Raw genomic sequence first — 13,770 nt, forward strand, 5'->3', positions numbered from 1 at the left:
GCTGTCCATTCAAAACCGGTAGGTCGACGTCAGCGTATACGTCCGCGCCTGCCCATAGAAGCAGTCCCCACGGGCCAGGCATTGGGTGATCTGCACCTTGTCGGTCAGATTCACCACATTGAAGGCCACGCGCCAGTCGCCAGCGTCGTAGGCGAGCATGGCGTCGGCGATGGTGGAGGCCGGGGTGCTGATGGCATACGTGCCGCTGCTGCTTGACTGTGAGCCGGTGTAGCGCACGCCTGCGCCCACCGTCCAGCCGGTGCGGCCTGCGTTGGCAAAGCGGTGTGAAAGCCAGGCCGATGCAGTGTGTTTTGGCACGCTCTCCAGCCGCTGGCCCTGGTCACCGTCGTTGCTGCGCGAGATGCGGGCATCGGTGTAGGCGTAGCCCAGGCTCACATCCCAATGGCGCGCCAGGCTGGCCTTGACTTCGGCCTCCAGGCCGCGCACCTTGGCTTCGCCCACTTGCAGGCTGTTCATGGGGTTGGCGGGGTCGTTGGTCTTGCGGTTGGTTTCGCGCAATTGGTACAGGGCTGCGTAGGCGCTGATGCCCTGGCCTGCGGGCTGCCACTTCACGCCAGCCTCCCATTGTTTGCCGCGTGTGGGTTTGTAGGGCTTGCCGTAGAAGTCAACGCCTCCAACCGGCAGGAATGACTCCGCGTAGCTCACGTACGGCGCCCAGCCGTTGCCCAGTTGGTAGGTGGCGCCTGCGCGCTTGCTCCAGGCCTTGTCTTCGGTCGATGCCTCGGGGCTGTCATCGGTGGCAGAGCGGGCCTTGTCGTGGCGCAGGCCGAGTGTGAAGGTCCAGGCGTTCCAGCGAATCTGGTCTTGGGCATAGAAGCCCAGCTGGCGCTCGCTCACGCTGGGCTGCAGGGTCAGGTCTGCCGCCGTGGGCGGAGTGAAGTTGCCGTACACGGGGTTGTAGAGGTCCAGGTCGGCCGCGTTGGACTGGAACCAGTCTGATGCACCCGAGCGCACGCGCTGCACGTCCATGCCCATGAGCAGGTTGTGCTCGGTGGCGCCCCACTGCTGCTTGCCTTGTAGTTGGGTGTCTACCAGCAGCATGCGCACGTTGCCCAGGTGCCAGTTGGCATCGCGCTGGACGGTGCGGTTGTCTGCCGTGAACACGGGGCGCGGAGAGAAGCTGGTCCACAGCGTCTTGTAGTCCACATCGCTGACCGTGCGGCGCAGGTTCTGGCGCAGCGTCCAGCTGTCGTTCAACTGGTGGCTGAACTGGTAGCCAATCGCGTCACTGCTGGCGTTGTAGGCATCCCAGCCCGGCTCGCCATTGAAGCGGGAGGTCGGAATCTGGCCGTAGGTGTTGGGCAGCAACGTGCCTTGCCACGGAAAGAAGCCGATGAGCGAGCCGCTTTTGTCGCGCTGGTGGGTGGCCTGCAGCGTGAGCGACGTGGCGGCGTTGGGCTTCCAGGTGAGCGATGGGGCAATCACCACCCGGTCGTCCTTGACGTAGTCCACCTGGGTGTCGCTGTCGCGCCCCACGGCCACCAGGCGATAGAGCCACTCACCGTCCTTGTCGATGGTCCCGGTCAGGTCCGCGGCGATTTGCTTGCGGTGGTGGTTGCCCAGTTCGATCTGTACTTCGCGTTGGGTTTCGGCCAGGGGCTTCTTGGTGGTGAGCGCCAGCACACCGCCCACGGTGCCTTTGCCGTACAGCACGGACGATGGCCCGCGCAGCACCTCGACCCGCTCCAGCGTGTAGGGGTCGGGGCGGGTGTCGTTCCAGTAGCCGGTCTGTCGCAGCAGCCCGTCCAGGTACTGCGACAGGTCGTTGCCCCGTGCCGAGAACGAGTCCTGGCGGCTGTCGAAATAGTTGGACACCACCCCGGTGGTGTACGCCGTGGTCTGGCGCAGCGTTTGCGCGCCTTGCGCCTCCATCTCGTCGCGCGTGATGACGCTGATGGCCTGCGGGGTTTCCAGCAGCGGCGTGTCGGTCTTGGTGGCGCTGAGGGCCCGCTTGGCCACAAAGCCGGTGACCGGGCCGGTAGCGGTTTCGCCCCCTTCGGCTGCGGCATTGATGGTGACCGAGGGCAGGGCTTTGTCGGCGGCCGGTGTTGGAGCGCTTTGCGCCTGCGCCTGCGCTGCGCAGGCGCACAGCAGCGCCAAGGTGGCATGCGCCACGGCAGTCAGCGCGGGCCGATGGGTGGTGAATGTGGTCATGGCTTTTACATGGGTAGAAGGTTGGAGAACCGTTGGAGGGCCAGTGGTGTGATCGACCCGCGTTGCTTCGATCGCGGGATACCGCTTGGGGTCTGGCCTGGCTTGGCAGGGGCGCAGGCCCGGCGGGCGGGCCCGGTGCCAGGGCGGGCACGCCTTGGCACCGGGGAGCGGGCGGGGGGCGCTTCAGAAGCGGTAGGTCGACGTCAGCGTGTAGGTGCGCGCCTGCCCATAGAAGCAATCCCCGCGCGCTTGGCACTGGGTGATCTGCACCTTGTCGGTCAGGTTCGCCACGTTGAAGGCCAGGCGCCAGTCGCCTGCGTCGTAGGCGAGCATGGCGTCGGCAATGGTGGCTGCCGGTGCACTGATGGCGGTGGTGCCGCTCCATTGCGAACCGGTGTAGCGCACGCCTGCCCCCACCGTCCAGCCGCCACGGCCTTCGGCGGCAAAGCGGTGGCTCAGCCAGGCCGATGCGGTGTGCTTGGGCACACTGGCCACGGGCAGGCCCTGGTCGCCTGCATTGCTGCGGCTGATCTTGGCGTCGGTGTAGGCATAGGCCAGGGTGAAGTCCCACTGGCGGGCCAGGCTGGCCTGCACTTCGGTTTCAAAGCCATTGACCTTCACCTCGCCAATCTGCAGGCTGTTGAGCGGGTTGCTGGGGTCGCTGGTCTTGCGGTTCTTCTCGCGCAGGGTGTACACCGCGGCAAAGGCGCTGATGCCCTGGCCCGGCGGCTGCCACTTCACGCCAGCCTCCCACTGCTCGCCGCGCTGGGGCTTGTAGGCTGTGCCATACACGTCCACGCCGCCCAGGGGCTGGAAGGATTCGGAGTAGCCCGCGTACGGTGCCCAGCCGCCATCCATCTGGTAGGTAACGCCCGCGCGCTTGGTCCAGACCTTGTCGTCCACGGCTGCGGCAGGGCGGCCTTCGGTTTCGGTCTGGGCGCTGTCGTGGCGCAGGCCCAGCGTGGCAGTCCAGCGGCCCCATTTGATCTGGTCTTGCGCGTAAAAGCCCAGCTGCTTTTGCTCCACGTTGGGCTGGCGCACCAGTTGCGATGCCGTGGGGGGCGTGAAGTTGCCATACACAGGGTTGTAGACATCGATGGACGATGCGAGACCACGCCAGACCGACTGGCCTGTGTGGTTGCGCTGGATATCGATGCCGGTGAGCAGGTTGTGCTCGGTGCTGCCTGCCTTGAGCTTGCCTTCGAGCTGTGTGTCGATGAGCAGCATGCGGCCGGTGTTGAATTGCCAGACCGCATCGCGCACCACGGTGCGGCCATCGCTGTTGAACACAGGGCGAGCGGGGCGGCCTGCAGCGGCGTTGGCCGCGAAGCTGGTGTACAGGGTGCGGTAGTCCACCTCGCTCACGGTGCGGCGCAGGTTCTGGCGCAGGGTCCAGTCGCTGTTGAACTGGTGGCTGAAGAGGTAGCCCCAGGAGTTGTTGGTGGTGTCGTAGGCGTCCCAGCCCGGTTCGCTGATGAAGGTGTTGGTGGGGATTTGCCCATACCGGTTGGGCAGTTGCGTACCTTGCCAGGGGAAGAAGCCGATCAGCGAGCCACTCTTGTCCTTTTGGTGCAAGCCTTGCAGCGTGAGCGAGGTGGCGGCGTTGGGCTTCCAGGTGAGTGAGGGCATCAGCACCACGCGGTTGTCGTCCACATGGTCGACCTGGCTGCCGCTGTCGCGGCCCACGGCCACCAGGCGGTAGAGCCACTGGCCTTCCTGGTCGAGTGCACCCGTGAGGTCGGTGGCGATTTGCTTGCGGCTGTAGTTGCCCAGCTGCACTTGCACTTCGCGCAATGGCTCGGCCTGGGGCCGCTTGCTGCTGAGGTTGAGCACCCCGCCCACGCTGCCCTGGCCGTACAGCACCGAGGTGGGGCCGCGCAAAAATTCCACCCGCTCCAGCGTGTAAGGGTCGGGGCGGCTGGTGTTGTAGGTGCCGTAGCTGCGCAGCAGCCCGTCTTGGTACTGGCTCACGTCACTGCCCCGTGCCTTGAAGCTGTCCACGCGGCTGTCGAAGTAGTTGGACACGGCACCCGCCGTGTAGGCCGTGGCCTGGCGCAGGGTTTGCACGCCTTGGGCTTCCATCTGGTCGCGGGTGATCACGCTGATGGCCTGTGGGGTTTCCAGCAAGGGCGTGTCGGTCTTGGTGGCGCTCAAGGCGCGCTTGGCCACAAAGCCGGTGACGGGACCGGTGGGGTTCTCTTTTCCCCCGTTGGCATTGACCGTAACGGGGGCCAAGGCCTTCTCTGCCGACGGGGCCGTAGCATCGCTGGCCGTTTGTGCGTAGGCTGCGCCGCACAGGGCAAGCAGGGCGGCTTGTGCGATGGCCGTGCGGCACAGGGTGGTGCATGGGGTCATGGTGTGGTCTTTCCAAAAATAAAAACACGAAAGGGCGCGCGTTGTGCGCGTGGCATGTGCGCCGGGCTGCGCTGGCCTTGCAGGGCGCCCGCAGTGCGCGGTGGGGTAGGCACTGCGAGCACGGTGCAGCGTCAGAACGTGTAGTCCAGCGACACCTGCAGGCTGCGCGGCTGGCCGGGTACCACGGCGCCAAACCCTGCGGCCGTGGTGGTGCCGTCTATGTAGTAGCGCCGGTTGCCTGCGTTTTTCAGGTTGGCTTGCAGCCGCACGCCGCCTGCGAACTGGTAGCCCATCGCCAGGTCCACCACGGTGTAGCCGGGCAGGCGCCATTTGTTGTCGTTGGCGGTGAATTTGTCGCCCTGGTGCACCAGGCCACCACCGACCCATAGGCCTGGCAGTTGCGGCACGCGGTACTGCGTCCACAGCGATGCGGTGCGGCGCGTGGCCTGCTGGATGCGGTTGCCTACGTTGGCGCCGGCCGTGGTGTCGGTCAGCACCTTGGGGTCCAGGAAGCTGGTCTGGGCGGTGACCGTCCAGCCGGGGCTGATGCGGCCTTGCAGCTCCAGCTCTACGCCTTTGATGCGCTGGCGTGCCGTGAGCACGGAGTAGCCCGTGTGTTCCGGATCGGCGGCGGGGGCGTTGGTGAACTCCAGGTCAAATGCCGAGACCGTGGTCATCAGGCGCTGCCCCAGCCACTCTTGCTTCCAGCCCACTTCGAACTGTTTGCCTTCGGACGGCGGCGCGGCGCGGTCGCCCCACAGCAGCGTGCCCGAGTTGGCCTGGAAGGAGCGTGCATGGCTGGCGTACAGCATGCTGCCGGGTTGCACTTGCCAGCTCAGCGCGGCGCTGGGCTGGGTCTTGCTCACGTCGGTGATGGGGGTGGTGTATACGTCCTTGAACTGGTCATGCCGCAGGCCCAGCAGCAAGCCGAAGTCGCCCCACACCATGCGGTCTTGCACGAAAACACCGGTGTTGCGGGCGTCGGAGGAGAGCTTGCCCACGCCGGTGGAGGCCACGGGCGGCACCAGACCTGCGATGGGGTTGTACAGGTCGATGCTGCCCAGATTGCCCGAGGTGCGCGCGCCGTAAAAGCCAGAGATGGTGCGCCAGTCCACACCCGCCAGCAGCGTGTGCTTCACGGCGCCGGTTTGCAGCTGAGCGCGCAGCTCGGCCAGCGCAGTGTCCGACGTGTATTTTTGTCCCGGCGCCATCCAGTAGGTGCGCGCCACCCGGCCGTTGGTCACCGGGCCCATGGGCGAGACGATGTTCACGTTGCGAAAGGTTTCGTTGCGCGACAAGTGCACACGCGCTTCCACCTGGTCTGAAAAACGGTGCTGCAGCTCGGTGGAGTAAAAGCGCAGATGGCCGTCGGTCTTCAACCATGGCTCGCCGTAGAACGCGCCCACCGGTAGCGCATCGGCGCTGCGTGGGTTCTTGGGGTCGGGCACGGCCAGCCCCGAGGTGGAGATGCCGTCGGCGCTTTGGGTCTCCGCCTGCGCGCGCCAGACAGTGTCGGGCGTGATCTGCCACTCCAGGCTGCCCGCCACGCCCTGTTTGTGCGGGGTATTGCCATCCACAAAACTGCCGCCCCGGCTGGCGCCGCCATCCAGCCGGTAGCGCAGCGTGCCATCGGCGTTGAGCGGGTCTGTGAGGTCGAACTCGGCGCTGCGCCAGCCATCGCTGCCTGCACCGATCTTCACGGTGCGCAGTGGGTCGGCCTGGGGGCGCTTGCTCACGTAGTTGACGAGGCCGCCCGGTGCGACCTGGCCGAACTCCAGCGCGGCAGGCCCCTTGATGACCTCGACACGTTCGATATTGAACAGCGGCGGGTCCAGCAGGTGGACGAACTTGGCGCCGTCGCGCAGGAAGTTGTAGGTGTTGTTGGCCCACAGCCCCCGGATGGCGAACTGCGAGTACGAGCCGTAGTACTCGCTGCGCGCAGAAACGCCCGAAGCGTTGCGCAGCACGTCGCGCTCGGTGGTCGCCATCTGCTGCTCCAGCAGCGCGTTGTCGATCACGCTGACCGAGCGCGGCGTCTCCAGCACCGACAGGCCCAGGCGCGAGCTGCTTTGCGCGCGCCGCGCAGGCGTGGCCGCTGCGCCCGCCGTGGAGTCGACCACGTCCACTTGGCGCAAAGAGGGCGCTGCCGTGGGGGCTTCTGCAGTGTGGGCAGCGGGCGTTGTGCTGGTCTGTGCCCAGGCTGTGCCGCACATGGCGAGCATCACGGCGTGGGCTACGGCCGTGCGCAAGAAATGGGGGTGAATCATGGTGCTGTGCGATGGGGCGCAATGGGTTGCAATGGGCCAAACGTGAGGCCAAAAATGGGGCAACTCCGCGCCACCGGTGCTCACCGGCCACCATGGGGGTGGCCGGTGGCGTCAGAGCCAGCCAGCGCGGTGTACGGCTCAGTGCGCGTGGGCCGCAGGCATCGCTGGCGATGCCATGCCTTCGGCTTGCACAAAGCTCAGCGTGATGAGGTGGCTCACTTCGCCGTACTTCTGGCCCTGGGCCTCGCCAGGGGTTTTGTCGCTGTGCTTGACCTCGGCCACGTACTGGCCCTTCCAGGGCAGGGCGAAGGTGACGGTGCCGTCGTCGCCGCTGGTGGCTTCGCGCGCCCAGCCTGATGGGGACACCAGCTCGACTTTGGCCTTGGGCAGCGGGGCGCCGTTGAACACCACCTTGAGCTGACCGGGCTTGCCGGTGGGCACCAGGTCCAGCGCGGCGGTGGGGGCCACGGGCTGGGCCAGGCTGGCCACCCAGCGGGCAGTGGGTTTCCACAGCAGTGCGGGCAGGTTGGCCTTGGTGCGGTCGATCACGGGGTAGGCGGCGTCGGCAAACAGTGTCTCGGCATTCGCAGCGGCGGTGTAGGTGAAGGCTTCTTTGGTGAGCTGGCCTTCCACGCGCTGCTTGGCGCCTGCGACTGATTGCTCCAGCACCGGCACGCCCTTGAACTTGTCGAGCAGGCCGGGCGAGGTTTCGCGCAGGTTGTCGTTGTATTCGCCAAAGTGCAGCTTGGCTTGGCCGCCAGAGTTCTCCAGCCACACTTGGTGGGCTTGTGCGGCCAGGCCGGTGGTGGCCAGCAGGGCGGCGGCCAGCAGGTTACGGGCCAGGCCTGGGGTGCGGGTGTTCAAAGGTTGGTTCATGTCAGTCAGCTCCTTGCGGTGGGTTCAACGAAACGGGTTTGAGAAATCACAGGGCGAGCACATCCCGCCCCACGTGGGTGGGGTCGAAAATGCTCATGTTTTGATAGCTGCCTGCGCTTGTTAGATAAGCGTTGGTGGCTGTTTTTGCTTAAAACCTTTGGGTGCAGCCCCCTGTTTTGCAGGGGCTGCGGGCCTGTACGGCTTCACGGCGTCAGGCGATGGGTGTGCTGGGCGCGGGCTGCGCAGAGCCTGCGCCCAGGTAGGCCCTGGAGGGCTTAGAAGTCCACGCTGGCGCTCAGGCTCACGGTGCGCGGTGCGCTCACCGTCAGGTAGCCTGAGCCGGGGTAGCCACCGACCGAGGCCCAGTAGTTCTTGTCGGCCACGTTGTCGATGCGCAGGCGCAGGGTGACGAGCTTGCCCTGCATTTCGGTGAGGTAGCGCACGCCCAGGTCCAGGCGGTTCCAGCCGCCTACCTTCAGCGTGTTGGTAGCGTTGGCGTAGCTCGATCCGGTGTGCACCAGGCGGCCGTCCACGGCCAGGCCGCGCACGCCGGGCACATCCCATTCGGCGCCAATGTTGGCCTGCACCTCAGGCACGCCAATCACGCGCTTGCCGTCGGTGGTGGCAGAGCCGGTGGTCTGCTGCTTGGCGTCCAGCCAGGTCAGGCCGCCCAGCAGGCGCAGGCCCTTGGTGGCTTCTCCCTGCACTGCCAGCTCCAGGCCCTGGTGGCGGTCTTTGCCGTTGGTGCCAAAGAGGTTGTTGGCGTCCAGGTAAGCACGGGGCTTGTCGGTGCTGAAGAAGGCCAGGCTGCCGCCCACGCGGCCCGCGTCGTACTTCACGCCCACTTCCTTTTGCTTGGCCACGTAGGGCTTGAGCATCTCGCCCCGGTTGGTGGCGGTGCTGGGGGCGGTTTGGCCCTGGCTCAGGCCTTCCACGTAGTTGGCGTACAGCGACACGCTCTTGTCCAGCTTGTAGACAGCGGCCAGCAGGGGGCTGGTGCGGCTTTGCTCGTAGCGGTCGGTGAGGGCGCTGTTGGCATACAGGTAGTTGGCAATGTTGATCTTCTGGTGGCGCAGGCCAGCGGTGAGCAGCAGGCGCTTGTCCAGCAGCGTGAGGGTGTCACCCACGGCAAAGCTGGTCAGGCGCGTGGTGCCGGTGCGCAGCGGGTTGGCCAAGCTGCCGCCGTACAGCGTGCCCGCGCTGAAGGCAGGCAGGTTGGTGGACACGGGGCCATACAGGTTGGTGGCCTGGGTGTTGCCCCAGTCCATGGCGTAGGCGTTCTTCTTTTCAAAGTCGTACACCGATGCGGTGGCGACCCATTCGTGCCCCACGCTGCCCGTTTGCAGCTTGCCGCGCACGCCCAGCTCGCCGGTGTTCACGCTGTCCTCGCGGGTGTTGTCGAAGCGGTAGGTGGTGGCCGCACCCGTGCTGCCGTTGTTCACGGTGAGGTTGGCCAGCGAGTTGGCCTCTTCGCTGCGGCGCGCACCGGCAGCGGCCCAGGCGGTCACGTCGGGGGTGATGTCCCATTCGCCACGGAAGGTGCCGAACGTGTCACGCTCGTTCGAGTAGCTCCAGGGCTGGGCGTAGTTGGTTTGGTTGTCGGGCACCTTGGGCACGCTGGTGACGCCAGCCCCCAGCGTCACGTTGGTGCGGGTGCGCTTGAGCTTGTGGTCTTGCCAGCCAATGTCGCCCGACAGACGCACATCGCGGCTGCGCCAATCCAGGCCCACAGCCAGCAGGCCTAGCTTGGCGTCTTCGTCGTTGATGGCGGTGCCGCCGTTGTGGGTGGCCGCGTTCAGGCGCACACCGGTGTTGCCGTCCGGCCCAAAGCGGCGGGCAATGTCGGCCGCCAGCTGCGTGCTGCCGCCACTGCCCACGCCAAAGCTCACGCGGTTCAGGGGTTCGTTGGGCGCGCGCTTGGGCAGCAGGTTGATGCTGCCGCCAATGCCGCCGCCTGCGGGGCTGGCACCGTTCAAGAAGGCCGATGCGCCGCGTAACACCTCCACGCGCTCAAACAGCTCGGTGGCGATGTACTGGCGTGGCAGCAGGCTGTACAGGCCGTTGTAGGCGGTGTCGTCCGAATCGAGCAGGAAGCCGCGAATGAAGTACGACTCCTGGAAGTTGCCAAAACCGCGCGCCACGCGCACGGTGGGGTCGTTTTGCAGCACATCGCCCACGCTGCGGGCGTGACGGTCCAGGATCAATTCGTTGGTGTAGCTGATGGCCGAGAACGGCGTGTCCATCGCATCGCGCGTGCCCAGGATGCCCGCACGCGCGCCGCGCGCCACTTGGCCGCCGGGGTAGGCGGGCGACAGGCCCTGGGCCGATGCGTCGGCACTGGCGTTGACGGTGACGGTGGACAGGGCTTTGTCTGCCGTGTCTTGTGCGTGGGCGGCAGACACCGTCAGCAGGCAGGCCAGGGCGGCAGCCAAGGCGGTGGGTTGGAGGGCGGGGCGACGTTGGCTGTGCATGAAAGAGTGACCCAAAGGCGTGAAGAAATGCATGGCGATGGACCCAGAGCGAAGGCGCGGCGGCAGCGTTTGGTGCGCAGGGCGCACGCTGTGGCAGCGGTGTCGTCAGAGGGGGCGATAGCCCTGGCCCCGGGGCAGCTGGGTGTGGGCCGGAGGAGGGCGCGCAGGCCATGGAAAAGAAAAGCGCAGGGCCAGCCCATCTCCAACCCTGTCCAGCCCGCGAAAGGGGTGAAGGGCGATTGCTGGCTGGTGCGCGGGGCGGCGTGTCGCCTGAGTGCCCGCTGCGGTGGCTCGCAGTGAGGCTACATTCTAAATGAGAATGGTTCTTTTTATCGATTTTGTGTGTGATTGCAACAGTGCGGTCGGCGGGTCGCAGCGGTCAGCGATGGCGCAGCGTTGAGAAAGAAGACCGCCGTGGGCGCGAAAAATCGGAATCTTCAAGGGTGAAGGGGGATGCAAGAAAACGCCCCATTGCAAAGGCATTTCAGTCCCTGCCATCACCTTGAGCCACCATGCCTGGGATGTGCGCTACGGCCCGCGCAGACAAGCGCCAGCCTTCGTGCGATCGGGTCGACTGAGCCGGTGCAGCGGCGCATCGCACTGAAGCAGAAAGCCGCTTGCGCAGCCACGGTAGTTCAGTGAGCGCCGTATTCGCTCAACTTTTTGCTGAACTGAAAGGTCCACAGTCGCTGGGCGCGATCGTTGACGTCATTGGTGGTAAAGCGCAGGCTCGCAGCACCCTTGGCGCAGTGGCCATCGTTCACGATTTTGCCGTCGGCATCTACCGTGCATTGGGTCACGTCGGAGCCTTCGATCTCCTTGCCGCTGGTATCCAGCACGGCCAGCGAGACACCGAAGTCCGTGTCGTTGGTCAGCGCCAAGGTGTGGTCGTCGACCAGTGCCAAGCCCTCGGCCTTCTCGGCCGTCCAGCCGGTGGCATTCAAGTTGAAGAGCCGGGTTTTCTTCAGCGCCACTACCTTGGAATAGTCCGCCCCATGGACCGGCTTGCCTATCATGCTGCTCTTTTCCAGGTCGGAGCCCAGCGCGGTGATGTCGGTAGCGTTGGCCGGAAACTCAATCAACACTAAATCGTTAAAACCCTTTTTGTCTTTGCCTGTGCCTTGCTCAATGGCGATGAACTTGCCCTTGCCCAGAGAGACCACATCACCAAATTTGGCATTGCCGGTCTTGCCCTGGCTGTACCAACTGCTGTCCACGGGCAATGCAAACAGACGGGTTTTCTCTGTCGTCGGGTCAAACTCCACCCAGCGCACAAAGCGGGCGTAATCGCGCACGTTTTCCGACTTGCCGGTCGCGTCAGGAACGGCTGAGGTGGTGTAGTCAGCCTTGCCGTCGTTCAGCGGGCTTTGCAGGAACCCGTGCAGCTTGCCGCTGGCCAGATCAATGCTGAGGCCCTCCATGCCACGGTTGGCACGGCGCTTGGCAAGGATGGCAGGCAGATCGGCCTCACCAGTGCCGGGCTTGTATTTCTTCTGGATGATGCCGGTAGCCGGATCAATTTTCACGATGAAGGGCCCGTATTCGTCGGACACCCACAGCGCATTGCGTGCGGTATCCACCACCACGGATTCGGTGTCCAGGCCGAACTCGCTGTAGCCCTTGGCCTTACCGGGGTAGGTGAAGGAGTCGTCTAAAACTTGTTCGCCTGTGTTGCCTGTGATGCCGCGTGGCTGGACGCGACCATTGGCATTTTGCGTGGCGCTGAACTTGATCGGCAGGGTGGAGACGAGCTTGGCTCCGTCCTTGCCGAGGGTGATCACGCCGATGGACGGTGTGAAGTTGGGCGAAGGAAACACCGTGGAGCTGGAGAACCCCATGGGGTTGGAGCCGTCGGTGATCTGCGTGATGGGGCCGGTGGTGGCGTTCGGGCCGCGGTCGGTGATGGCGTAGAACTCCAGCGTTCCGTCGGCGCGCCTGCCCTTCAAGGCCAGGCCGGAACCGTAGGCCGGCAGAAAGCCCTTGGGGAAATCGGCCTTGGTGGCAGGGTGGTGACCTTCATAGGGGAAATAGAACTTGTCGTCGAACTGGATGTCCTGGCGTGTGACGATGGCGCTGATGCTGCCAACGCCGGTGGTCTGCGTGACCGTCTCGGAGCTGGCGACATCGGATGGGCGGGTGTTGGCGCAGGCGCTCAGCAAGGCAACCGCGGCGGTCACTGCCATCAAGCAGGATGAAGAAGTGAGGTGGCGCATGGTGAGAATGGCTTGGAGAAGTGGAAGCCCCAAAAAAAACAGGCCCTCGTGGACAAGGGCCTGCTCAACCTTGGCGACTTCGTGATGGAAAGAAGCGTTGTGCGACTCAGAAAGAGTGGCTGATGCCCAGGTCCAAACCGGTCGATCCGGTATTTGCCACACCTGCGGGACCGCCGATCAGGCCAGTGCTGGCACCGTTTTTGTTGCTGACACGTGCAACCCCTGCGTACAACGATGTGCGCTTGGAGAAGTCGTAGACGTAACCGACGGAATACTTGTCGGACTTGCCACCACTGCGAGTGAGGGCTGTGGCGTTACCACTGAACTTGGCGCTGGCGTACTTGATGCGAAGGCTGCCCGGCCCCACCGGGATGGTGGTGCCCAGGTAGAAACCATCGACCTTCCCGGAGGTTGTGCCGTTGGCGGGTTCCCACTTCAGGCTGTTGTATCCGCCATTGAGCACGAAACTACCGAAGTTGTAGGAAGCGCCCAGCACCAAATCTTCCAGATCGCTGGTTGCGGCAATGGCGCTGGGCGAAGTCACGGCTGCAGTGCCGTTCATCTTGCCGTAGCCGATGCCAACGTTCAGTGGCCCAGAGCGATAGCCCAGGTTACCCCCGACGTATTTGCGCGCCTTGCTTGCGCCAGAGTTGGAGGCGTTTTCATCACCAAAGGAAACCGCGACCTGGCCGTAGACACCGCCCAAGTCCTGCGGGAGCAAGTAGCCTACGGAGTTGCTGATGCGCGTGCGGTCCACGGTGCCGCTCTGGCTGGCTGCGCTATAGGCAGTCTGGCGGATCGTCTGGAACAGGTTGGCCTGCACGCCTGTCGTAGTGTCGGGGCCGCCAAAAGCGGTAAAGATGTTGTAGCTGGGGTGTAGTCACGACCCAGGCGGATTTCTCCCCAAGAGTCGTTGATGAGCCCGATGGTGGAGCGGCGCTCGAAGCCCAAAGAGCCGTTGCTACCGCCACTGCCGGTGTCTGGGTTGAGGCCGCCTTCGAGCCAGAACTGAGCACGGTTGCCACCGCCGAGGTCTTCAGTGCCGCGAAAGCCAATCAGACTGGTCTTGCCTTGGCTGGAATTCAATGCATTGAGCCTGGCGTTGCCAACCTTGGCGCTGGTGATGCCGACGTCCACCACGCCAAAAACGGTGACGGAGGATTGCGCCAATGCCAAGCTGGAAGCAGAGGTCACCAATGTGCCAATGGCAAGTGCCAGGTAGTGCGAGCGCGTTTTTTTTGTTTTCATTGCCGTGATATGAGTTGAATTGATCGAAGAGGATGACGGTGACTTTCTGGCAGCCGCTGTTACCAATTTAAACAACGCATAAGTCATATTTGTTACAGCTGTGGTGCATGGCATGAAAGCCAGGGCGGTGACAGGCAATGCGATGCACGCGCCCCTTCGTGCACA

General features: G+C 64.7%; 8 protein-coding genes. All 8 read right to left on the bottom strand.

Features of this window, described 5'->3' with window-relative positions; all coding sequences use genetic code 11:
* Positions 1–9: 9 nt before the first annotated feature.
* The 8 genes from EAG14_RS05405 to EAG14_RS23565 all read right to left on the bottom strand — a co-directional run bounded on the left by EAG14_RS05405 (position 10) and on the right by EAG14_RS23565 (position 13,692).
* Positions 10–2,175: a TonB-dependent siderophore receptor gene (locus EAG14_RS05405; protein WP_121728289.1), complete on the bottom strand. Its 2,166-nt coding sequence runs from the start codon at positions 2,173–2,175 to the stop codon at positions 10–12.
* Positions 2,176–2,358: 183 nt separating this feature from the next.
* Positions 2,359–4,530 carry a TonB-dependent siderophore receptor gene (locus EAG14_RS05410; RefSeq protein WP_121728290.1) on the bottom strand — a complete coding sequence of 724 codons (2,172 nt, stop codon included), beginning with the start codon at positions 4,528–4,530 and terminating at the stop codon, positions 2,359–2,361.
* Positions 4,531–4,661: 131 nt separating this feature from the next.
* Positions 4,662–6,797 (bottom strand): TonB-dependent siderophore receptor, encoded by a 2,136-nt coding sequence (locus tag EAG14_RS05415; protein ID WP_121728291.1) that lies wholly within the window; start codon positions 6,795–6,797, stop codon positions 4,662–4,664.
* A 138-nt stretch (positions 6,798–6,935) separates the two neighbouring features.
* Positions 6,936–7,673: a DUF4198 domain-containing protein gene (locus EAG14_RS05420; protein ID WP_121728292.1), complete on the bottom strand. Its 738-nt coding sequence runs from the start codon at positions 7,671–7,673 to the stop codon at positions 6,936–6,938.
* Between the two features lie 275 nt (positions 7,674–7,948).
* Positions 7,949–10,144, bottom strand: coding sequence for a TonB-dependent siderophore receptor (locus EAG14_RS05425; RefSeq protein WP_121730311.1), 2,196 nt, complete (start codon positions 10,142–10,144; stop codon positions 7,949–7,951).
* 635 nt (positions 10,145–10,779) lie between these two features.
* A complete protein-coding gene (locus tag EAG14_RS05430; protein ID WP_121728293.1) occupies positions 10,780–12,357 on the bottom strand; it encodes an esterase-like activity of phytase family protein in 1,578 nt (525 codons plus the stop codon).
* 106 nt (positions 12,358–12,463) lie between these two features.
* Positions 12,464–13,180 (bottom strand): porin, encoded by a 717-nt coding sequence (locus EAG14_RS23560; protein ID WP_256371475.1) that lies wholly within the window; start codon positions 13,178–13,180, stop codon positions 12,464–12,466.
* On the bottom strand, positions 13,084–13,692 hold the full coding sequence (locus EAG14_RS23565) for a porin (RefSeq protein WP_256371476.1): 609 nt from the start codon (positions 13,690–13,692) through the stop codon (positions 13,084–13,086). Before EAG14_RS23565 ends, EAG14_RS23560 begins: the two co-directional genes overlap by 97 nt.
* Between the last annotated feature and the right edge of the window lie 78 nt (positions 13,693–13,770).

This window comes from Acidovorax sp. 1608163, from assembly GCF_003669015.1.
Classification (GTDB): Bacteria; Pseudomonadota; Gammaproteobacteria; order Burkholderiales; family Burkholderiaceae_C; genus Acidovorax.